Origin of the sequence: Pseudomonas sp. UBA6315, from assembly GCF_002438125.1 — a bacterium.
Classification (GTDB): Bacteria; Pseudomonadota; Gammaproteobacteria; order Pseudomonadales; family Pseudomonadaceae; genus Aquipseudomonas; species Aquipseudomonas faucium.
In genome coordinates this window covers 16,965-37,078 of record NZ_DJTF01000070.1, presented here as the reverse complement: position 1 = coordinate 37,078, position 20,114 = coordinate 16,965, and the positions used below count along the sequence as shown (strand labels likewise).

Here is a 20,114-nt window from a genome sequence, read left to right as displayed (position 1 = left end):
TTCAGAGGCTCCTCATCATGCGCCACAGCACCAGGCAGCCCAGCACCTGCAGGGCGAACGCCAGCAGCAGCATCAGCTGCCCGGCGCTGTCTTGCCACATGGCCAGCAGGTAGCGCGGGTTGGCCATCAGGAAATAACCGGCCATGCACAGCGGCAAGGCGCCGAGAATCATCGCGGTGATGCGGGTTTCGCCGGTCATGGCCTTGAGCTGGCGGGCGCCTTGTTCACGCTCGCGGATCAGCTTGATCAGGTTTTCCATCAGCTCGCTGGTGTTGCCGCCATAGCGTTGGTTGATGCGCAGGCCCATGGCGAACAGGCGCAGTTCGTCCTGGTCGTACAGCTCGGCGAATTCGTTGACCGCATCGTCCAGCGGTACGCCCAGCTGCACGTTGCGCCGTACCCGGGTCATGGTCGAGCGCAAGGGTTCGCGGGTGCCATCGATGCCACCGAGCACCGCGTCGTTGAGCGTGCGCCCGGCCTTGAGGCTGCGCACGCTGTAGTCCAGCAGCGCCGGCAGCTGCTCGACCAGCTGGCGCACACGCCGGCGGTACAAGGCGCTGAGGGTGAAGTAGCCCAGCAGCGGCATGCTCACCAGCACCATCAGGGCGGCGATCCAGCCGCCGGCCAGTAGCGCCAGGAGCACCAGGCCCAGCCAGGCCAAGAGCCAGCGTTGCGGTTGCCAGTCGCTGGCGCCAAGCCCTGCACGCTGCAACATTGGCTCGAGCCAGTCGCGCCGCGCATTACCGCTGCGCACCACCTGCAAGGCCTGGCCCAGGCGCTGCAGAATGCGCTGTTCGCTGCGCTTGTACAGGCCCTTGCGAAACAGCAGCAGCGACACGCCCAGCAGCAGGGGCGACAGCGCCAGCAGCAGGGGGCCGATCACGGCACACCTTCGGTGCGCAGCTTGCTGCCGGCAGGGTTGGGCGCTTCGCGCAAAAAGACGTCGCCGCCGCGGCGGTCGAGGCGGAACAGGGTGTTGGTGACGTACACGTCGTCGCGCACGCCCACCACTTCCAGCACCTCGCTGACGCAGCGCCGGCCATCGGGCAGGCGGGTCAGCTGGATCACCACATCCAGCGCTGCGCAGATCATCTGGCGCAAGGTCTTTTCGGCGATCTGCCGGCCGCTCAGGCCAACCAGGGTTTCCAGGCGCAGCAGGGCATCCTGGGCGGTGTTGGCGTGCACGGTGCTCATCGAGCCGTCGTGCCCGGTGTTCATCGCGGTGAGCACATCGAGCACTTCGGTGCCACGGATTTCGCCGAGGATGATGCGGTCCGGGCGCATCCGCAGGGCGTTGCGGATCAGTTCGCTGGCCTTGATTTCGCCGTGCCCCTCGGCATTGGGTGGGCGGGTTTCCAGGCGCACCACGTGGGGGTGGTGCAGCTGCAGTTCGGCCACGTCCTCGATGGTGACCAGGCGCTCGCGCGGGGCGATCATCTGGCTGAGGATGTTGAGCAGGGTGGTCTTGCCGGTGCCGGTGCCGCCGCTGACCAGGATGTTGCAGCGCCGGCCGACGGCGCGCTCGAGGAAGTCGAAGATGTGCTGGTCGATGGCCCGGGTGGCGAGCAGGTCGGCGCTCTTGAGCATGTCCTGGCGGAACTTGCGGATCGACAGGCACGGGCCATCCAGCGCCACCGGCGGGATGATCGCGTTGACCCGGCTGCCGTCGGGCATGCGCGCATCGACCATCGGCGAAGACTCGTCCAGGCGTCGCCCGAGCGGGGCGAGGATGCGCTGCATCACGCGCTCGACGTGGTGGGCGTCGATGAAGCGCAGGTCGGTCTGCTGCAACTGGCCGGCCCGTTCGACGAACACCCGATGCGGGCCGTTGACCAGGATTTCGGTGACGCTGCTGTCGCGCAGCAGCACCTCCAGGGGGCCGAAGCCGGTCAGCTCGTCGACCAGCTCTTCGGCCAGGCGCTCCATTTCGTAGCGTGACAACGCCAGGCGCAGCCGCGCCACGTAGTCGCCCACCTGCTCCAGAACGAACTGGGTCAGCGCCGGGCGCGCGCCTTCGAGCAGGTTGCGCCCGCTGTCTTCGATGGCGTCGATGGCAAAGCGGTGCAGGGCGCGCTTGAGCGCGTAAGGGTCGCCCGAAGCATGCTGCTGGCCGCCAAAGGGCTGGTCGCCGTTCATCTGCTGCCCCACAGCCGACGCAGCCAGGTGAAGGCCGGTGGCGAAAGGTTTTCCGAGCGCTGTGCCAGCCGTTCACCCAGGCTGCGCAAGGCTTGCGTGAGGTTTTCCCGCGGGGCCAGTTCGAACAGGCTCAGCCCTTGGTTCTTGGCGTTCAGGCGCAGCTCGGCGCTGTCGGGCATGACCTTGAGCAGCGGCAGGGCGTAGCGCTTGGCCAGGCTTTCGGGGTCGGGGGCGACGTTGTTCAGGTGGCGGTCGACCAGCAGGCTGGCGTGCTCCAGCTTGATGCCATGGTCACGCCACAGCTCGAGCACTTCCAGGTTGCGCCGGCAGTCGAGGATGTTCTGGTCGGTGTAGACGATCAGCTTGTCGCAGTGGCTGACCAGGGTGCGCAGGGCTTCGCTGTCGGCGTGGCCGGTCAGGTTCACGACGATGTGCTGGAAGTGCTGGCGCAGGGCACTGAGCAGCATGTACAGCTCGGCGGCGCTGGTCTGGCGCAGCGGCTCGTCGTTTTCGGCGCAGGTGAGCAGGCGCAGGCCTTTCTTGTCGCGGGTGAAGGCGCTGTCGATCAGCGTGGTATCCAGCCGGCGCAGGTGGCGCAGGGCATCGCCGAAGTAGAACGACGCCTCCAGCCCAAGCAGGGCCAGGCTGTCGCCGCGTGGCATGCCCAGGTCGAGCAGCAGCGTCTGTTGCCCGCTTTCCTGCACCACCCGCGCCAGGTGGGTGGTCAGCAGCGCGCCGTCGGCGCCGGTCTGCGCACCGTACAACACGGTGAGCCCGCCCAGGGTGGGGTTGCTGGTGACGGTGGGCATGCGCTTGCCCAGGCGCCGTACCAGCCCGGCCACCTCGCTGGCGCGCGAGCCGTAGGCGACGAAATCGCGGGCGCCGGCGCGCATGGCGTGCAGCACCAGCTGGTTGTCCATGCCATCGCCCAAGGCGACGATGGCCAGCATCGGCTTGGCTTCCAGCACGCCTTCGATCAAGGCGCACTGGTGAACCAGCTGTTCACGGTCAAGGCCGATGAACACCAGGTTGCTGAAGGTCGCGTTGACCAGCGCCAGCAGCTCGTCGAGGTTGCCGGCGTTGGCGCCTATCACCTGGCCCAGCGGCGCCAGCGCGGCCTGCAGCCATTGCAGGTCCTCTTCGTTGCGGGTGATGCCGAGGAAGGTCTGGTTGAGGCTCTCGTTCATTGTGATAACCCGCTGCCGCCATCGAAATTGCCGTTTTCCATGAAGAACAGCCGGCCCCAGCTGGGGTCGTAGGTGCGCAGGCCTTCGCCGGGCAGCTGCGGCAGCCGGGCATTGGCGGCCAGGGGCTGGACCAGGTGCGGGGTGACGATCATCAGCAGCTCGGTTTCCTGGCGTACCAGCGACGACTGGCGGAAGAACGCGCCCAGGATCGGCAGGTTGCCCAGCCCTGGGAGCTTGTCTACCGAGGAGCGGGTGTCGTTGCTGACCAGGCCGCTGATGATGAAGCTCTCGCCATCGGCCAGCGAGATGCTGGTGTCGGTACGCCGCACGCTCAGCCCCGGCACCAGCGTGCCGGCGATGTTCACCGCGTTGTTGTAGTCCAGTTCGCTGACTTCGGGGGCGATCTTCAGGGTGATGCGGTCGCGGCTGACCACCGTTGGCGTCAGCGCCAGGCGCACGCCGAATTCCTTGTACTCGATCGAGACGTTGTCGCTGCCGGCGCTGGGCACCGGGATCGGAATCTCGCCGCCGGCCAGAAAACTTGCCGTCAGGCCGCTGAGCACGGTCAGGCTGGGGCGCGCCAGGGTGTAGGCGAAGCCGCTGTTCTCCAGGGCGTTGATGGCCGCCAGGAATCGGCTGCTGCCGCCGCCCCAGACGATATTGAACACACCGTCGTCGAGCGGGATGGCTGGGCGGGTGATCGGCACCGCGCCGGGTGTCACCGAGGTGCCCGGTACCGTGCCGGGCGAGCCGATCAGGCTGTTGTTCGAGCCGCTGAAGAACAGGCGGGCGCCGGCCTCCTTGTACTTGCTGCGGCGCACTTCGACGAAGCGGATGTCGGCCTGGACCTGGCTTGGCAACTGCGCATCCAGCGAGGGCGGCAGGCCACCCTCGGCCATGTCGACGCTGGCCCGGCCCTTGACGAACAGCATGGCCCGGTGCGGCGTGGGGGCGCAGGCGGTCCACAGCATCAGCGTGGTATTGCCCGGGCCCACGGCGGTCACCAGCACGGCGCGCTCGCCACTGGCCTGCACATCGGCCACCTTCGGCTCGCCGACGGCCACCCGGCTGATCGCCAGCGGCAGGCGCAGCTCTTGCTGCAGGCCTTCGTCCATTTCGATCACCGAGGGTAACTGGGCGTAGGCCTCGCACCCCTTGCCCGCAGCATGGGCCTGGGCCAGCACGCCGGTCAGCAGCAGCGCGAGGCACGCACGGTGGAAGACTCGTGTTGAACTGCAATGCTCGGAACTGCGCATACTGCATCCTTGCCGTGTCAGGGGGTGTTTTTCTCGCCAGCGGCCTGTGCGCCCCGGATCACCTGCATGCCCGCCACCGCGGTGACGGCGGCGGGTTTGCTCAGGGGCGCCTGGGACAGTTGGCTGAAGCGGTAGAGTTCACGGTTGAGGGTTTCAACCTGGGGTTGGTTATCGTGCTCGGCCCAGTAACTGGCCAGGCGCTGTTCGTCGGCGCTGCGCACGGCCAGGCGCAGGGTGCCGACCTGGGCCGCCAGCATCAGGCGGCTGGCGAAGGCTTCGGGCACGGCCAGCACCACGGTGCGGGTGCCGGAGGCCATCACCGGGTTGCCCTGTTCGCGGCGCGCCTTGAGCGCTTCGGCGCTCTGCGCCGGGTGCCCGTCGTTGGCCACGCCCATCTGCTCGCCGATGCTCAGCACACGCAGGGCGGGCAACACGACCTGGGCCGAGGACTGCGGGTTGCTGGTGTCTTCGCGCAGGTACAGCAGCACATCCACATAGTCGCCGGGCGCCATCTGCCCGGCAGCACCGATGACTTCGTCCACGCCAATGGCAACGGCGCGTTCGTGGCTGCGGATCATCCGCGCCAGCGGCCCGCCGTTTTCGAAGCTGGATTCGTCCAGCCAGCTGCCGGCTGCCAGGGGCCTTGCGCTGGTGCGGCCGATGACCTGGTCGATGGCCTGGAACGCGCCGTCGGGTACTATCTGCAGGCGTTCGAGCAGCACGTCGTCTGCGCTGACCGGGGTATTGGCCGGGAGTGCCTTGCGCAGTACCACGATGGGTGAACGCAGCGGTTCAGGCGGTTGCGGGGGAGGGGCTGGCGCCGTGGCGATGGGTTGTTCAGCCGGGGTGGCGGCAGGCACGGGTTGTTCTGCGGGGCGGCTCAGCACGAAGCCCCAGTAGCCGGCCAGCAGTGCGCCAAACAGGAAGAGCGCAGCCAGAATCATGGTCATGCGACTGCTCATCTCTGGCCTCCCTGCTGTGAACGAATGCTGGCAAAAAGTTACTATTTCGCTATTGCACGTTAGTGCAACCATCGCCTTTCGCCATGAGGCTCGCGGGTTTTTTTAGCGTTTTTGGCTAAACCCAATCAAAACAGTTGGTTAAGTGAAGTCGCCGCATTAATCCCTAGGGATTATCACTAAATGACTAATGCTTTTTTATATTTGCGGTTGCCCCCAGCTTGGCGATTCTTTGATGGCAAAAGGGTGTCACTTTGACGCCATTGTCGCCGGCGATGACGCCGCAAGGAGCTGGTCATGAAACAGTTCGTCCGTCACTGCAAACAATTCCTGCGCCGTAAAGACGGTGCGTCGGGTATCGAGTATGCGGTCATCGCGGCGATGGTGGCGGTGGTGCTGGCGGGCTTCGTCACGCCGATCTCGGACAAGATCAAGACGATGTTCACCACCATCCAGGGAATTCTGTAACCGGCGCGCCGTTGCCGGTGTCGCCATCATCTGTGTGGATGAACAGGAGCCGAACATGCAGAACTCTTCCTCGCTTCAGCAAATTCTATTGGTGGATGATGAGGAAGAGCACCTGCTGGAGCTGGCCGAACTGCTGGAGAACGAAGGGTATTCGTGCCTGGCCGCAGGCTCGGTGAAAGCGGCCCTGCAGCTGCTCACGCTGCACCCCGACGTTGCCTTGGTGATCACCGACCTGCGCATGCCGGAAGAAAGCGGCATCGGCCTGATCAAGCGCATGCGCGATCACGTCGCCCGCCAGCATCTGCCGGTGATCGTCATGTCAGGCCATGCCGGCGCCGATGATGTGAGTGACCTGCTGCGCCTGCAGGTGCTGGATTTCTTTCGCAAGCCCATCTATTACGCACGCCTGCTGCAGACGCTGGACAACCTGTTCCCGCAGCCGCTGTTGCAGGTGGTCAAGTACTGAGCTGATTGCCCAGAAACGAAAAACGCCCGGCATTGGCCGGGCGTTTTTTTTGCTGTTGCAATCAGGCGTCGGGGTCGTTCAGCTCCAGGACGCCGCGCTTGCTGCGCAGTTTGCCGTAAAAATGCTCCAGCGCATTGTTCAGCTTGCTGGCGGCACCGTCGACCGCCTGGTCCAGCGAGGTGGCGGTGTGGGTCACGGAAATCGGTTGGTGGCCTTTGGGGCGAGCCTCCATCTGGCAACGTTTGTCATGCGGACCGGGTTTGGCACCGTTGTCGTCGCGCAGGTGCACCTCGATGCGGGTGAGGTCCTCCTCGTAACGTTCGAGCGTGGCTTCCAGCGTACTGCGGACCCACTCGTTGAGACGGATGTTGCCTTCGATATGGTTGCTGCTGTTGACCTGGATTTGCATGATTCAATCCTTATTCAGCTTGCTCGCATGGAGGCGTGCCTAGGCCCTTGAGGCCCCTGGAATTTCTTCGCCTCTTGACTCTAAGGTCAGGCAACCAGTGAATGATTTCAACCCTTTTCTGAAAATAAATTTCTTGTTGCAAATTGGGCCGCCAAGCGGCCCAGCGGTGCTTCAGAACTCCACCGAAGTCTGCACGTACAAGGTCCGCGGCTCATCCACGTACTTGCCCTTGTTGTTGTCATCGAACGAGCGCGTGTAGTACTCGCGGTTGAACAGGTTCTTCACCCCCACCGCCACTTTCAGGTTCGACAGCTGCGGCCCGAAGTCATACCCGGCGCGGGTGCTCACCAGCATGTAGCCCGGGATGCGCCCGGTGCTGCCATCGGCGCTCTCGGCGCTGGTGTTGGCGTTGTCGGCGTACTGGCTGCTCTGGAAGCTGCCATCGAGGTTCAGCTGCCATGGCCCCTCGGTGTAGCCCACGCCAAGGTTGCCCTTGTGGCGCGACGAGAACGGCACCTGGTTGCCTTTGTTCGGCCCGTCTTCGCGGATGGTGGCGTCGACGAAGGCGTAGCTGGCGTGCACGTCGAAGCCTGCCAGCGCCGGGCTGAGGCCATCGAGGGCATAGCGCACGCTGGTCTCGATGCCCTGGTGGCGGGTTTCGCCGCGGGCGATCACCGAGTCGTTGGTCTGGTTGCTTTCGTACTGGTTGTCGAAGTTGATCAGGAACGCGCCGATCTCGGCCTGCAGGTCGCCGCTGTCGTAGCGGGTACCGACTTCCCAGGTGCGCGCTTTTTCCGGTTTCACCTCGCCGCTGCTGACGCGGTTGGGCATCTGGCTGTACTGCACGCTGCCGAACGAGCCTTCGGTGTTGGCGTACAGGTTCCAGCTGTCGGTCAGGTGGTACATCACGTTCAGCGCCGGCAGCGCGGTGTTGTAGCTGCCCTGGTAGCGCTGGCCATTGAGCTTGTTGCTCTGCTCGGAGTCGATCATCTCGTAGCGCACGCCCGGGGTGATGGTCCAGCGGCCGATGTCGATGCGGTCATCCAGGTAGATGGCATGGGCTTCGGTGCTGCCGCGGGTGTCGCGGTCGTTGCGGCTGGCGGTGGTTGGCAGGTTGCCGTTGACCGGCTCGCGGTAGCGCAGTTCGTGGCCGGCTTCGTTGACGTAGCGGTAGCCGATGCCCAGTTCGTGCCAGCTCTCGCCCAGCGCCAGGCCTTGCGAGAAGCGGGTCTCGATGCCGCGTACCCAATATTCGCGCGGCGACAGCGAAACGAAGTTGCCCTGGTCCAGGTAGCCGCTGCGCAGGGTCTTGGTGAAGAAGCTGTTGACGCTGAACTGGCGCTCGTCCTGCTTGTGCTCGTAGCCGAAGTTGAACAGCGTGCGGCGGCCCCAGAACTTGTCCTTCAGGCGCGTCGACTGATACGGGTCGGCATCGAAGGCGGCGCTGCTCAGGCCGCCGGGCATCTGCGCTTCACCTTCGTAGTACTGGGCCATGGCATGCAGGCTGTTGGCCTCGTCGAGCTGCAGCTTGCCCTTGAGGATCAGGTCGTCGATCTGCGTGTCGCTGTGCTCGCGCCAGTCGCCGCCGCGCACGCCCGAGTACAGCAGCGCGCCGCCCAGGCCGTTGTCGTTGGTGCCACCGACCAGCAGGTTGGCGCTGTTCTTCAAGCCGTCCTGGCTGGACGACGGGCTGACCTGGTTCTGCATGGCGGCCTTGAAGGTCGCCTGTTGCGGGATGGCGCGGGTGACGAAGTTGACGATGCCGCCGACGTTCTGCGGGCCATAGCGCACGGCACCGCCGCCGCGCACCACGTCCACCGCGTCCATGTTGCCCATGCTGATCGGCGCCAGCGACAGCTGCGGTTGGCCGTAGGGCGCGAAAGGCACCGGTATGCCGTCCATCAGCACGGTCGAGCGCGAGGCCAGGCGCGGGTTGAGGCCGCGAATGCCGAAGTTGAGCGCCAGGTCGTGGCTGCCGGTGCCGTTGTTGTCCGGGGCGTTGACGCCGGGGATGCGGTTGAGCACTTCGCGCGCGGTGGTGGCGCCGCTGCGTTCGAACGCCTCGCGGCGCACCACGTCGCGGGCGCCGGGGTGCTCGAAGACGTTGTCCTGCTGGGCCTCGCCCAGCCAGTCGCCGACCACGGTCGAGGCGCCAAGCTCCACGGCGGCGGCGGGTGCCGACGCACCTGCCGGCTGCAGGCTGAAGGCGTTGTCGGCCTCCTGGCGCGCCTGCAGGCCACTACCACGCAACAGCGCCTCCAGGCCCTGCGCGACCTCGTACTTGCCCTCCAGGCCTTGGCTGGCAAGGCCTTGGGTCAGCTGCGAGGCGAACGAGATCAACGCACCGCTCTCGCGGCCGAACTGGTTCAGGGCATCCTCCAGCGAGCCTGCGCCGATGTGGTAGGTGCGTGCCTCGCCAGCCTGCAGGGCTGGGGTGGCAAGGCCGAGGCTGGTGGCCAGCAGCAGGGCGTGGACGAGCGGGGTAGGGCGCAGGGGCATCGAGCAGGGTCCTGTAAGAAGGGGTTCTGCCTTCTCTGTCACGCGAGGTCGGGAAATTGGCTCAGCCGATTGCGAAAAAATTCATACCCGGGCTTCGAGGGTCACCCAGTAGCGGGTGAAGCGCCGCACCCGCACCGGCAACGCCACTTCCAGCATCTGCAAGATCCGCTCGCTGTCATCCAGCGGGTAGGAGCCGGACACCCGCAGGTCCGCGATCGACTCGCTGCACCCCAGCTGCCCCTGGCGATAGCGGCCAAGCTCGGCGAGGAAGTCCCCCAGGCGCATCTGCGAAGCCACCAGCATGCCGTCGACCCAGGCACCACTGTTGCGATCCACCGGCGCGATCGCCTGCCAGCCGAGGGGGGTGAAGCGGGCACGTTGCCCGGCCAGCAGCGCCTGGCCGGCGACACTGGCCTTGCCACTGAACACCGAAACCAGGCTGAAACCCTCGAACTCGCGCACGTTGTAGCGCCCGCTGTCCAGCTGCAGGGCGCCCTGGTCGGTGCGCAGCACCAGCGGCCGTGGGTCATCGAGCACATCCAGGGCCAGTTCGCCCTCGCGCAGCCGCACTTGGCGCTGCTGGCCATCGAAGCGCACATCGGCGGCGCTGCGGGTGTTGAGTTGCAGCACGCTGCCATCGTCCAGCTGCATTCGCCGGCGCTGCCCGAGCGGGCTGCGGTAGTCGGCCATCAAGCCAGGCAATGGGTTGTGCGATTGCAGGCCAAGGCCCGTGGCGCTGGCCACGCCGAGCAGCAGCAAGGCCTTGAGTGCACGGCGCCGGGCAGGGGACGGCGGGGCCTGCAGGGTGGCATGCACCACCGGCGAGGCAACCCCGCGCAGGCGCTGGTTGACCTGCTGGATATGCGCCCAGGCCCGCTGGTGCTCATGGTCGGCCTGCAACCAGCGCTGCAATGCCTGCTGCTGGGCCGGGTCGAAGTCATCGCCCTGGGACTCGATCAGCCAGTGCACGGCCTGTTCGGCCACCTGTGCGGAAAACGCCATGTTCACAGGGCGAAATAGCAGCGCAAGGCTGCCTTGTTCAGGTAGCGCTTGACCGTGGCCAGGGAAATGCCCAGCTCGCGGGCGATTTCGCTCTGGCCCATGCCATCGACCTGGGCCAGCAGGAACGCACGCTTGACCAGCGGGGCCAAGCCATCGAGCAAGCGGTCGAGCTCGAGCAAGGTCTCGAAGATGATCGCCTTCTGCTCTTCACTCGGCGCCACGTGCTCCGGTACCTGGGCCAGCGCTTCGAGGTAGGCGCGCTCCAGTTCCTGGCGGCGCAAGTGGTTGCACAGCACGCGCTTGGCCACGGTGGCGAGGAAGGCGCGGGGCTCGATCAGTTGCGGCGCTTCACGCGCTTGCAGCAGGCGCACATAGGTGTCCTGGGCCAGGTCCGCGGCGCTGTGCGGGCAGCCCAGGCGACGGCGCAGCCAGCCGGTCAGCCAGTTGTGATGGGCGTGGTAGAGGCCTTCGACCGTGGATGAGAGGGCGCTGGGCACCGTGCAGACTCCGGCGCCTGGGTAGCGCAACTGGTAGTAAGAATTGTTCGCATTGTAGTGAGGCGCGTTGTGCTCGGCAATCCTTGCTCGCGAAAGACCGACGGGCAGGCTTTGCTTATGAGAATCCAAATCATTATTATTGCAGCCCCGCATTTTTCCGGACCTTTCGCCATGAAGCGCACTGCCGCCGGGCTTCCCCTCAGCTACCGCCTGGCCGTGACCTCTCGCTGCCTGGCCGCGCTGCTGGGCGGTTACCTGCTGGCATCCATGGCCAGTGTCTGCATCAGCCTGCTGTCGCCGATGGCACGGGTAGACGCGGCCATGACCGGGATGATGCTGTCGTTCGTTTTCTACCTGTTGGCCTTCATCTACTGCTTCGCCTGCCGCAGCGCAGCGCGGGCCTGGCTTGGCGTGCTGCTGCCAAGCCTGCTGCTGGGGGCGCTCAATGGGCTCGCGTACTGGATGAAAACCCCATGAAGGAAGGCTTCCGCCAGGCGATGGCCTGGCTGCACACCTGGGCTGGCCTGCTCTTCGGCTGGCTGCTGTTCGCCATCTTCCTCACCGGGACGCTGTCGTACTTCAAGGATGAAATCAGCCACTGGACGCAGCCTGAAATCCGCCCCCATGCCCTCGACCCAGCGGCCAGCCTGGGCTTGGCCCAGCGCTACCTGCAGGCCAATGCCGAGCATGCCGAAAGCTGGATGATCCGCCTGCCCAGTGCCCGCGAGGCGGCGCTGAGCGTGAGCTGGCGCGAGCCCGGCGCTGGGCGCCGTGGCGGCGTCAGCAAGCAGCTCGATGCCCACACCGGGCAGCCGGTCGAGGCGCGTGACAGCCGCGGTGGCGAGTTCTTCTACCGCTTCCATTTCCAGCTGCAGATGCCGCACCCCTGGGGCCGCTGGCTGGCGACCTTCTGCGCGTTCATCATGCTGCTTGGCCTGGTCACCGGCATCATCACCCACAAGAAGATCTTCAAGGAGTTCTTCACCTTCCGCCCCGGCAAGAGCCAGCGCTCGTGGCTGGATGGGCACAATGCGATTGGCGTGCTGGTGCTGCCGTTCCACCTGATGATCAGCTACAGCAGCCTGGTGATCTTCATGTACATGGTCATGCCGGCCAGCATCATGGCCAGCTATGGCGGCAACACCAATGGCTATTTCAACGACCTGTTCGGCCGCGAAGAGGTGCCAAAGCTGGCCAATGCCGCCGCGCCCCTGGTGCCGCTGGCGGCGCTTTACGCCAAGGTGCAGGCGCAGGTGCCCGGCGCGGGCATGGGCTACATCCAGGTCTACAACCCGGGCGATCGCAATGCGCGGGTCAGCTTCACCCAGGCTTCGGCCGACAGCATCGCCTACAAGCGCAGCGCCAACTGGATGTTCGACGGCGCCAGCGGCGAGCTGCTGAGCCAGGGTGCCCCGGAAAGCGCGGCGATGATGACCTCGTTCACCTTCGTCGGTCTGCACATGGGCAACTACGCCGGGCCCTGGTTGCGCTGGCTGTATTTCGTCTTCGGCATCGCCGGCACGGCGGTGATCGGCACGGGCCTGGTGATGTGGCTGGGCAAGCGTCAGCTCAAGCATGCCAAGAGCGAGCGCATGCCCGGCGAGCTACGTTTGGTCGAAGTGCTTAACATCGCCAGCATGAGCGGCCTGCTGCTGGCCGTGGCCGCCTTCTTCTGGGCCAACCGGCTGCTACCGGTGGCCTTGCCCGAGCGCGCCGACTGGGAGGTCAACAGCTTCTTCCTGGCCTGGCTGCTGGCGCTGGTGCATGCCGTGCTGCGCCCGGGGCGCAAGGCCTGGGGCGAGCAACTGGCCTTCGGGGCCGTGGCCTTCGCCTTGCTGCCGCTGCTCAACGGCCTGGCCACCGGGCAGGGCTTGAACCATTCACTGGCCGAGGGCGACTGGGCCATGGCCGGGTTCGACCTGACTGCGCTGGGCAGCGGGCTGTTCCTGGCCTGGGCGGCAGGCAAGATGCTGCGCCCGGCAAAGCCTGCGGGCAAACGCGCCCCGCGCGCAGCCAAGGCGGCGATTGATTCGGCCGAGGTGCACGGATGCTGAGCGTTGCCTTGATCGGTTTTGCCGGCTTCGCCGCCCTGTGCCTGGCCATGGACAAGCATTTCAACGAGCTGCTCGGGCGCAAGCCTGGCCCCGGCCAGTTACGCCTGTTGCGTGGCCTGGGGTGGCTGCTGCTGGCGCTGTCGCTGATGCTGGCCGTGCACCTGCGTGGCTGGGCCTATGGCCTGGTGGAGTGGCTGGCGGTGCTGATGGCCGGCGTTACCCTGTGGGTGTTCGGCTTGCCCTATCAGCCGCGCCTGCTGCTGGGCCTGGCCGCTGCCAGCCTGGTGCTGGGGCCATTGCTGGCGGTGCTGCCAGGGTGATGCCTTGATCGAACACGACAGCGACGGCTCCCGCGCGCGCTTCGTCCAGGTGTTCATGGCCCAGCGTGCGCGCATGGAGGCGCTGGTCAGCCGTCGGGTCGGCTGCCGCGCCACGGCCTCGGACCTGGTGCAGGAGTTGTTCCTGCGCTTCTGGCGGCGCCCGCAGGTCAAGGTCGAGGCCCTCGACACCTACCTGCTGCGCTGCGCCGGCAACCTGGCCATCGACCACCTGCGCAGCGAAGGCAGCCGCGAGCGGGTGGCCGAGGCCGCAATTTTGCTCGACCAGGGCGCGCAAGGGCCGGCGCCGGAGCAGGCCCTGGAAATCGACCATGACTTGCAGCGCATCGAGGCCGCGCTGCGCGCCTTGCCTGAGCGCACCCGGCAGATCTTTCTGCTCAACCGCGTGCATGGCTGCAAGTACGGCGAGATCGCCAAGGCCATGCAGCTGTCCCAGAGCGCTGTGGAAAAGCATATGATGCGCGCCCTCGAAGCGTGCAAGGCGAGTGTTGCCGAGCCCGCTGTTTCCACGCGCCGGCCAGGGAGCGCCCGTCGATGAGCCATCCACACCCGATCACCGCTGAGCACTGGCTGAGCCGGATCATCGACCAGCCCGAGGTTGCCCACAGCGCGGCCTTCAAGCGCTGGCTGCTGGCCGACCCGCAGCATCGCCAGGCCTATGACGAGGCCCAGGCTGCGTGGCAGCTCAGCGCCGCGCCGGCGTCGCGCCTGGCGGAAGAAGAACAGGCGGGTTTGCAGCAGTATCTGGCTGCCATGGCCAGGCCGCCGGCGCGCAAGCCCTGGTTGCGGGCACTGGCCACGGCAGCCTGCCTGGCACTGGCGGTAGGCGTGGCGGGCGGTTGGCACCCAGGGCATTGGCTGCAGGATTTGCGAGCCGATTATCGCAGCGGCGAGGCGGTGCGCCAGGTGACGCTGCCGGACCAGTCCGAAGTGACCCTGGACGCCGGCAGCGCCATCGCGGTCGATTTCCAGCAGGGCGAGCGCCGCGTGCGGCTGTTGCACGGCGCTGCGTTCTTCCAGGTCACGCATACCGGCGAGCCGTTCGTGGTGGAAGCTGCGGGCGGTGAAGTGCGCGTGCTGGGTACCCAGTTCGAAGTGCGCGACCACGGCGCGGGGGCGCAAGTGACGGTGCGCAGCGGGCGCGTGGCCGTGGCTGCGGCGCAGGGCCAAGCGCCCAGTGAGCTGACGGCCAATCAGCAGCTGGGCTACGCCGATGGCCGCGCAGGTGCGGTGCAGGCGGTGGACAGCGACAGTCGGCTGGCCTGGCGCCAGGGCTGGCTGAATTACTACCAGGTGCCGCTGGCGCAGGTGGTCGAGGACCTGGGGCGCTACTACCCGGGGCGGATCGTGCTGCTCGATGGCGAGCTGGGGCAGCGCAAGGTCAGCGGTAGCTTCCCGGTGCAGGAGCCGTTGCTGGCGCTGGATTCGCTGGGCAAGGTGATGGGCTTTTCGCGCCAGACCGTATTGGGGCGGTTGACCATCATCAAGTAGTGGCTGTACCGGCCTCATCGCCGGCAAGCCGGCTCCCACAGGTTCTATGCAAGCCTTGTGGGGCTCTTACAGGTTCTGTGCAAGCCTTGTGGGAGCCGGCTTGCCGGCGATGAGGCCGGCACTGACAAAAAATTTCAGAAGGCGGGTGAGGTAACAGGACGTGACATCCGTGTAATGAGTGGAAGTGCGATTCATTCGCAGTAATAACCCTCTCACAGGTCAGCGTCCATGAAGTTCTCCTCGCGTTGCGTCCCTTTCTGGCTCGGTCTTTCCGTCTGCCCGGCCATGCTCATCGCCCCCCAGGCGCTGGCCGCCGAACAGGTGCAGGTATATGCCTTCGCCCAGCCCAGCCAACCCCTGGCCCAGGCACTCAACGCCTTCAGTCGCAGCAGTGGCCAGAGCGTGGTCTACACCCTCGAACTCCCAGCCGTGCAGGCGCCCGCCCTGCAGGGCTCGTTCAGCGCCGAGCAGGCGCTGCAGCAACTGCTGGGCAACGCCGGCCTGACCTGGCGCCGCGTCGATGCGCGCACCCTGACCCTGGAACCTGTAGACACCTCCGGCGCCCTCAACCTGCAAGCCACCACGGTGACCTCGCAGATGGACAGCTACAGCTACCAGCCCCCGGCCAGCGCGTCGATCATGCGCGGCCAGGGCCCGAACCAGGACATCCCTCAGGCCATCAACGTGGTGCCGGCCCAGGTCATCCGCGACCAGGCGCCGCGCAACCTGGACGACGCGTTGTACAACGTCAGCGGCATCACCCAGGGCAACAACTTCGGCGGCACGTCGGACACCGTCATGAAGCGCGGCTTCGGCGACAACCGCGACGGCTCGATCATGCGCGACGGCATGCCGATCGTGCAGGGCCGCAGCCTCAACGCCAGCACCGAGCGGGTCGAAGTGCTCAAGGGCCCGGCCTCGCTGCTGTATGGCATCCAGGACCCGGGCGGGGTGATCAACGTGGTCAGCAAGCGCCCGCAACTGCAGCAGTACAACGCCCTCACCCTGCGCGGCTCCACCTACGGCAGCGGCAAGAACGGCAGTGGCGGCGGCTTCGACAGCACTGGCGCGCTGGGCGACAGCCCGCTGGCCTACCGCCTGATCGTCGACCACGAAGACGAAGACTACTGGCGCAACTTCGGCGTGCACCGCGAGTCGCTGGTGGCACCCTCGCTGGCGTGGCTCGGCGAGGACACCCAGGTGGTGCTGGCCTACGAGCATCGCGAGTTCCTTTACCCGTTCGACCGCGGCACCGCCTTCGGCAGCAACGGCCACCCGCTGGACATCCCGGCCACACGGCGCCTGGACGAGCCCTTCAACGACATGGAGGGGCGCTCCGACCTCTACCGCCTGGAGCTCGACCACCAGCTCGCCGATGACTGGAAGCTGCATTTTGGCTACAGCTTCAACCGCGAAACCTACGATGCCAGCCAGGTCCGCGTCACCGGCGTGAACGAGGCCAAGGGCACGCTCACGCGCAGCATCGACGGCACCCACAACGCCATGAGCCGCGACCAGTTCGCCACCCTGAGCCTCAATGGCAACGTGCAACTGGCCGGCATGCAGCATGACCTGCTGTTCGGCGTCGACCACGAAGACCGCAAGATCTTTCGCGGCGACCTGATCCGCCAGACGGCGCGCTCGACCTTCAGCTACCAGCAGCCGATCTACGGCCAGGAAGTGGAAGGCAGCACGGTACGCGCCAGCGACAGCGACCAGACCGACAAGCTGCGCACCGACGCGCTGTTTGTGCAGGACGCACTGCACCTGGACGAGCACTGGATCGTCGTGGCTGGCGCGCGCTACCAGCAATACGACCAGTACGCCGGCCGCGGCCGCCCGTTCAAGGCCAACACCGACAGCAGCGGCCAGGCCTGGGTGCCGCATGCAGGCATCGTCTACAAGGTGGACGATCAGCTGTCGTTCTATGGCAGCTACAGCGAGTCGTTCAAGCCCAACTCCAGCATCGCGCCATTGACCGGCGGGCTGGTGCTCGATTCCTCGATCGCGCCGGAGGAGGGCAAGTCGTGGGAACTGGGGGCCAAGCTGGACATGCCGGGCAGCCTGACCGGTACGCTGGCGCTGTTCGACATCACCAAGCAGAACGTGCTGGTCGCCAACTTCGACACCGGCACCGGCGAGACGCTGTACAGCAATGCCGGCGAGGTCAGTTCACGCGGCGTCGAGCTCGACCTGACCGGGCAGCTCAGCGAGCGCTGGAGCCTGATCGGCAGCTATGCCTACACCGATGCCAAGGTGACCAAGGACCCGGACCTGGAGGGCAACCGCCTGCAGAACGTGGCAAGGCACAGCGGCTCGCTGTCGGCGGTGTATGACTTCGGCAGCCTGTTCGGCGGCGATCGCCTGCGTTTTGGCGCCGGGGCGCGCTATGTGGGCGAGCGGCCGGGCAACTCGACCAACACCTTCGACCTGCCCAGCTATACCGTGGCCGATGCGTTCGCCACCTACGAAACCAAGCTGGACGAGCACAATGTGCGCCTGCAGTTGAACGTGAAGAACCTGTTCGACAAGGTCTACTACAGCTCGGCGGTGAACCAGTACTTCGTGGCCATTGGCGATGCGCGGCAGGTGAGCCTGAGCAGTACGTTCGAGTTCTAGCGGCAGAGGGAGAGGGGGCTTGCGACGCCTATGACGGGTAAGGCGCCGCAAGTGGCCAACGGTTGACACTCAGTCATCATTGAAAATGAACTGGCCGTTGGAAAACTCGAAACCTTCGTTGTTGCTCGCCTGATAGCGGAGGGTCAGTTGTTTGCCCACTCGGGTGAGGGTCACGTCGCCATTGAAATCACTCCAGAAGCGCAGGCGGCTGCCATTGTGGAGCGATCCCGCCATCGTGGCGCGTTCTTTATCGCCGTCGTATTCGTTGAGCGGGATGATTCTGAGGCTCGAGCTCCCATCGGCGGTTGGAATCTTTACCGTCGGGATATTCAGCGAGATCCATTCCTGGGTGTTCAGGTCCGCAGCGAATTGAATGTGATCTCCCGAGGAGTTTGGGGTGGCCCAAGGAGTACCTTCGTTGTACGTCTTGTCAGGCAGAGCCGGGTGTGCCAGATCAACAGTGAAGCTGTCGGACGCATTCAATTTAAGCGGCCGGGCTGGCTTCTTTTCAAAGTCCTTGGGGTTGAACGCTTTGCTATTCATGCGGACTCCCTGCGTTGCCATCAGCAACGGTTGTTGGTGTCCGCGCAGCGTAAGTTAGGAGCGTTTGGGCGTGCTACTGACAGAATTATCAGGTACCCACTGGGTATTAATGGCCAGGTGAGGTGCGTTATTTCTGCCTGTGCGCGTTGGCAAGTGCCGAGCGATACTCCCCCGGTGTCGCCCCCAGGGCCTGGCGGAAGCGATTGCTGAAATGGCTTGCGCTGGCGAACCCGCACAGCAGCGCCACCTGGCCTAGCGGCAATTGGCCCAGACGCAACAGCCGACACGCCAGCTGCAGGCGCCGAGCGAGCAGGTACTGGTGCGGCGGCACGCCGAAGCTTGCGCGGAACATGCGCGCAAAGTGGTATTCGGACAGGTTGCAGCGCAAGGCCAGCTCACCCAGGGTGATCGGCTGGTCCAGGTGCGCCTCGATGTAATCGACCAGTTGCCGGCGCAGGTTCGGCGCCAGCCCGCCCTTCAGGCGCAGGCCCTGGCGCAGGCCCACTTGGCCGAGCAGCGCATGATCGACGATCTCGTGCGCCAGGCTGCTGGCCAGCAGGCGTTCGGCAGGCTCGTCCCAGTCCAGGGTGATGAGCTGGCGGAAGCGCACGGATTGCTGCGGGTCGTCCAGGAAGGTCGCCTCTTGCAGCTGCACCTCCCGTGGCTCGCGGTCGAGCAGGCGCACGCAGCCCAGGGCGAACTGCGCCTCGCTGATGTACAGGTGGGCCAGGCGGATCGAGCCGTTGACCACCCAGTTCGATTCCTGGCCGGCCGGCATGATGCACAGCTTGTCGGGCGCGCCCTTGTCGGCAGGGCGCTGGCGGCGGTGGGTGCCGGTGCCGTCGGCGATGTAGCAGGACAGCGTGTGGTGGCTCGGCGCCTGGTAGTCGCGGGCGTCGTCGCGGTTGCTCCACAGCGCGGCTGCCAGGCCGTCGCCCAGGTGCGCGCTGTGCTCCAGCCGCGCTTGGGGCGAGGCGTGCATGGCGTTAAACACTTGCAGCTGGCTGAGTGGGGTCATCGGCGATTCCTCTGACGGCCATCGTACTGCTACTGGGCCCGGGTGGCAGCAGGTGTTGCGAGAAAACAGCAAGAATGTGCAAGCGCGAAGTGCAGGCCCGGGGAAGACTGGGGGCTCTGGCGAGGGCTGCGCCCTCGATCGCCGGCAAGCCGGCTCCTACAGGGCTGTGGGAGCTGGCTTGCCAGCGATGGGCCGCAAAGCGGCCCCGTGGTCGAACATCCTAGGAGCCCCACCCATGAACCTCTCCCTGTACCTGCTGACCGTGCTGATCTGGGGCACGACGTGGCTCGCCTTGAAACTGCAACTGGGCGTGGTCGCGATCCCGGTGTCGATCGTCTACCGCTTCGCCCTGGCCGGGCTGATCCTGTTTGCCATGCTCCTGCTCACCCGGCGCCTGCAGCCGATGAACCGGCGTGGCCACCTGATCTGCCTGGCCCAGGGCGTGTGCCTGTTCTGCGTCAACTTCATGTGCTTTCTCACGGCCAGCCAGTGGATTGCCAGCGGCCTGATCGCCGTGGTGTTCTCCACCGCCACGTTGTGGAATGCGCTCAATGCCCGGGTGTTCTTCGGCCAGAAGATCGCCAGCAACGTCCTGGGCGGCGGTGCGCTGGGCCTGCTGGGCCTGGGGCTGCTGTTCTGGCCGGAGCTGGCACACCACACGGCGAGCCGCGAAACGCTGTACGGGTTGGGCCTGGCGCTGCTCGGCACGCTGTGCTTCTCGGCCGGCAACATGCTCTCGAGCATGCAGCAGAAGGCCGGGCTCAAGCCGATGACCACCAATGCCTGGGGCATGGTCTATGGCGCGGCGATGCTGGCCGGCTACTGCCTGGCCAGTGACGTGCCGTTCGCCATGGAGTGGAATGCGCGCTACATCGGTTCGCTGATGTACCTGGTGATCCCCGGGTCGGTGATCGGCTTCACCGCCTACCTGACCCTGGTCGGGCGCATGGGGCCGGAGCGGGCGGCCTATTGCACGGTGCTGTTCCCGCTGGTGGCGTTGAATGTGTCGGCGTTTGCCGAGGGGTACCAGTGGACGGCACCGGCGCTGCTGGGGCTGGTGGCGGTGATGGCGGGGAATGTGCTGGTGTTTCGCAAGCCCAAGGGCAGGGTGGAGGGAAGCATGGTTGCGGCCAAGTAAGCCGTTCATCTGCACCGGCCTCTTCGCGGGGCAA

20 protein-coding genes are annotated in these 20,114 nt (G+C 66.0%); 9 read left to right on the top strand and 11 right to left on the bottom strand.

Annotation, left to right across the window (positions count from 1 at the left end; genetic code table 11):
- Position 1 precedes the first annotated feature (1 nt).
- From B3E94_RS08780 to cpaB, 5 genes are read right to left on the bottom strand one after another with little or no spacing between them, the layout of a single operon-like run.
- Positions 2–883 (bottom strand): type II secretion system F family protein, encoded by an 882-nt coding sequence (locus B3E94_RS08780; protein ID WP_286913116.1) that lies wholly within the window; start codon positions 881–883, stop codon positions 2–4.
- Positions 880–2,136: a CpaF family protein gene (locus tag B3E94_RS08775; protein WP_176510901.1), complete on the bottom strand. Its 1,257-nt coding sequence runs from the start codon at positions 2,134–2,136 to the stop codon at positions 880–882. Before B3E94_RS08775 ends, B3E94_RS08780 begins: the two co-directional genes overlap by 4 nt.
- Positions 2,133–3,323 carry a pilus assembly protein gene (locus tag B3E94_RS08770; RefSeq protein ID WP_176510902.1) on the bottom strand — a complete coding sequence of 397 codons (1,191 nt, stop codon included), beginning with the start codon at positions 3,321–3,323 and terminating at the stop codon, positions 2,133–2,135. The genes B3E94_RS08775 and B3E94_RS08770 overlap by 4 nt, the downstream gene beginning before the upstream one ends.
- Complete coding sequence (locus B3E94_RS08765) at positions 3,320–4,579, bottom strand: type II and III secretion system protein family protein (RefSeq protein ID WP_286913113.1); 1,260 nt, start codon at positions 4,577–4,579, stop codon at positions 3,320–3,322. The genes B3E94_RS08770 and B3E94_RS08765 overlap by 4 nt, the downstream gene beginning before the upstream one ends.
- A gap of 17 nt (positions 4,580–4,596) precedes the next feature.
- On the bottom strand, positions 4,597–5,541 hold the full coding sequence (gene cpaB, locus B3E94_RS08760; RefSeq protein WP_286913111.1) for a Flp pilus assembly protein CpaB: 945 nt from the start codon (positions 5,539–5,541) through the stop codon (positions 4,597–4,599).
- 294 nt (positions 5,542–5,835) lie between these two features.
- Between cpaB and B3E94_RS08755 the strand changes: the two genes are divergently transcribed.
- Positions 5,836–6,006, top strand: coding sequence for a Flp family type IVb pilin (locus B3E94_RS08755; protein WP_176518351.1), 171 nt, complete (start codon positions 5,836–5,838; stop codon positions 6,004–6,006).
- Positions 6,007–6,061: 55 nt separating this feature from the next.
- Positions 6,062–6,472, top strand: a complete 411-nt coding sequence (locus tag B3E94_RS08750; RefSeq protein ID WP_236193928.1) for a response regulator — start codon at positions 6,062–6,064, stop codon at positions 6,470–6,472.
- 61 nt (positions 6,473–6,533) lie between these two features.
- Here the strand turns inward: B3E94_RS08750 and B3E94_RS08745 are convergent, their stop codons facing one another.
- From B3E94_RS08745 to B3E94_RS08730, 4 genes are all read right to left on the bottom strand, one after another.
- Positions 6,534–6,881, bottom strand: coding sequence for an HPF/RaiA family ribosome-associated protein (locus tag B3E94_RS08745; protein ID WP_176518352.1), 348 nt, complete (start codon positions 6,879–6,881; stop codon positions 6,534–6,536).
- 171 nt (positions 6,882–7,052) lie between these two features.
- Positions 7,053–9,380, bottom strand: coding sequence for a TonB-dependent Fe(3+) dicitrate receptor FecA (gene fecA, locus B3E94_RS08740; RefSeq protein ID WP_286913110.1), 2,328 nt, complete (start codon positions 9,378–9,380; stop codon positions 7,053–7,055).
- A gap of 81 nt (positions 9,381–9,461) precedes the next feature.
- Complete coding sequence (locus B3E94_RS08735) at positions 9,462–10,388, bottom strand: FecR domain-containing protein (protein WP_286913109.1); 927 nt, start codon at positions 10,386–10,388, stop codon at positions 9,462–9,464.
- Entirely contained in the window at positions 10,385–10,879 is a 495-nt protein-coding gene (locus B3E94_RS08730) for a sigma-70 family RNA polymerase sigma factor (RefSeq protein ID WP_176517709.1), read from the bottom strand. Before B3E94_RS08730 ends, B3E94_RS08735 begins: the two co-directional genes overlap by 4 nt.
- A gap of 171 nt (positions 10,880–11,050) precedes the next feature.
- Between B3E94_RS08730 and B3E94_RS08725 the strand changes: the two genes are divergently transcribed.
- From B3E94_RS08725 to B3E94_RS08700, 6 genes are all read left to right on the top strand, one after another.
- Positions 11,051–11,356, top strand: a complete 306-nt coding sequence (locus B3E94_RS08725; protein ID WP_176517710.1) for a DUF3649 domain-containing protein — start codon at positions 11,051–11,053, stop codon at positions 11,354–11,356.
- On the top strand, positions 11,353–12,933 hold the full coding sequence (locus B3E94_RS08720; protein WP_286913108.1) for a PepSY-associated TM helix domain-containing protein: 1,581 nt from the start codon (positions 11,353–11,355) through the stop codon (positions 12,931–12,933). Before B3E94_RS08725 ends, B3E94_RS08720 begins: the two co-directional genes overlap by 4 nt.
- Positions 12,927–13,253, top strand: coding sequence for a DUF3325 domain-containing protein (locus B3E94_RS08715; protein WP_176517712.1), 327 nt, complete (start codon positions 12,927–12,929; stop codon positions 13,251–13,253). Before B3E94_RS08720 ends, B3E94_RS08715 begins: the two co-directional genes overlap by 7 nt.
- A gap of 55 nt (positions 13,254–13,308) precedes the next feature.
- Positions 13,309–13,809: an RNA polymerase sigma factor gene (locus B3E94_RS08710; protein WP_286913144.1), complete on the top strand. Its 501-nt coding sequence runs from the start codon at positions 13,309–13,311 to the stop codon at positions 13,807–13,809.
- Entirely contained in the window at positions 13,806–14,762 is a 957-nt protein-coding gene (locus B3E94_RS08705; RefSeq protein ID WP_286913107.1) for a FecR family protein, read from the top strand. The genes B3E94_RS08710 and B3E94_RS08705 overlap by 4 nt, the downstream gene beginning before the upstream one ends.
- Before the next feature lie 228 nt (positions 14,763–14,990).
- Positions 14,991–17,381: a TonB-dependent siderophore receptor gene (locus tag B3E94_RS08700; RefSeq protein ID WP_286913106.1), complete on the top strand. Its 2,391-nt coding sequence runs from the start codon at positions 14,991–14,993 to the stop codon at positions 17,379–17,381.
- A gap of 69 nt (positions 17,382–17,450) precedes the next feature.
- Here B3E94_RS08700 and B3E94_RS08695 read toward each other — a convergent pair whose 3' ends face one another.
- Both B3E94_RS08695 and B3E94_RS08690 read right to left on the bottom strand, forming a co-directional pair.
- Positions 17,451–17,924, bottom strand: coding sequence for a hypothetical protein (locus tag B3E94_RS08695; protein ID WP_286913104.1), 474 nt, complete (start codon positions 17,922–17,924; stop codon positions 17,451–17,453).
- Between the two features lie 127 nt (positions 17,925–18,051).
- Entirely contained in the window at positions 18,052–18,942 is an 891-nt protein-coding gene (locus B3E94_RS08690) for a helix-turn-helix domain-containing protein (protein ID WP_286913103.1), read from the bottom strand.
- A gap of 235 nt (positions 18,943–19,177) precedes the next feature.
- Here B3E94_RS08690 and B3E94_RS08685 point away from each other — a divergent pair, with 235 nt between their 5' ends.
- Positions 19,178–20,080 carry a DMT family transporter gene (locus tag B3E94_RS08685; RefSeq protein ID WP_286913102.1) on the top strand — a complete coding sequence of 301 codons (903 nt, stop codon included), beginning with the start codon at positions 19,178–19,180 and terminating at the stop codon, positions 20,078–20,080.
- The last annotated feature ends 34 nt before the right edge of the window (positions 20,081–20,114 follow it).

Excerpts from the sequence above, each read along its gene's own strand:
- B3E94_RS08775 (WP_176510901.1), bottom strand. The coding sequence starts at position 2,136 with ATGAACGGCGACCAGCCCTTTGGCGGCCAGCAGCATGCTTCGGGCGAC.
- B3E94_RS08770 (WP_176510902.1), bottom strand. The coding sequence starts at position 3,323 with ATGAACGAGAGCCTCAACCAGACCTTCCTCGGCATCACCCGCAACGAA.
- B3E94_RS08765 (WP_286913113.1), bottom strand. The coding sequence starts at position 4,579 with ATGCGCAGTTCCGAGCATTGCAGTTCAACACGAGTCTTCCACCGTGCG.
- cpaB (WP_286913111.1), bottom strand. The coding sequence starts at position 5,541 with ATGAGCAGTCGCATGACCATGATTCTGGCTGCGCTCTTCCTGTTTGGC.
- B3E94_RS08755 (WP_176518351.1), top strand. The coding sequence starts at position 5,836 with ATGAAACAGTTCGTCCGTCACTGCAAACAATTCCTGCGCCGTAAAGAC.
- B3E94_RS08750 (WP_236193928.1), top strand. The coding sequence starts at position 6,062 with ATGCAGAACTCTTCCTCGCTTCAGCAAATTCTATTGGTGGATGATGAG.
- B3E94_RS08745 (WP_176518352.1), bottom strand. The coding sequence starts at position 6,881 with ATGCAAATCCAGGTCAACAGCAGCAACCATATCGAAGGCAACATCCGT.
- fecA (WP_286913110.1), bottom strand. The coding sequence starts at position 9,380 with ATGCCCCTGCGCCCTACCCCGCTCGTCCACGCCCTGCTGCTGGCCACC.
- B3E94_RS08725 (WP_176517710.1), top strand. The coding sequence starts at position 11,051 with ATGAAGCGCACTGCCGCCGGGCTTCCCCTCAGCTACCGCCTGGCCGTG.
- B3E94_RS08720 (WP_286913108.1), top strand. The coding sequence starts at position 11,353 with ATGAAGGAAGGCTTCCGCCAGGCGATGGCCTGGCTGCACACCTGGGCT.
- B3E94_RS08715 (WP_176517712.1), top strand. The coding sequence starts at position 12,927 with ATGCTGAGCGTTGCCTTGATCGGTTTTGCCGGCTTCGCCGCCCTGTGC.
- B3E94_RS08710 (WP_286913144.1), top strand. The coding sequence starts at position 13,309 with ATGGCCCAGCGTGCGCGCATGGAGGCGCTGGTCAGCCGTCGGGTCGGC.
- B3E94_RS08705 (WP_286913107.1), top strand. The coding sequence starts at position 13,806 with ATGAGCCATCCACACCCGATCACCGCTGAGCACTGGCTGAGCCGGATC.
- B3E94_RS08700 (WP_286913106.1), top strand. The coding sequence starts at position 14,991 with ATGAAGTTCTCCTCGCGTTGCGTCCCTTTCTGGCTCGGTCTTTCCGTC.
- B3E94_RS08695 (WP_286913104.1), bottom strand. The coding sequence starts at position 17,924 with ATGAATAGCAAAGCGTTCAACCCCAAGGACTTTGAAAAGAAGCCAGCC.
- B3E94_RS08690 (WP_286913103.1), bottom strand. The coding sequence starts at position 18,942 with ATGACCCCACTCAGCCAGCTGCAAGTGTTTAACGCCATGCACGCCTCG.
- B3E94_RS08685 (WP_286913102.1), top strand. The coding sequence starts at position 19,178 with ATGAACCTCTCCCTGTACCTGCTGACCGTGCTGATCTGGGGCACGACG.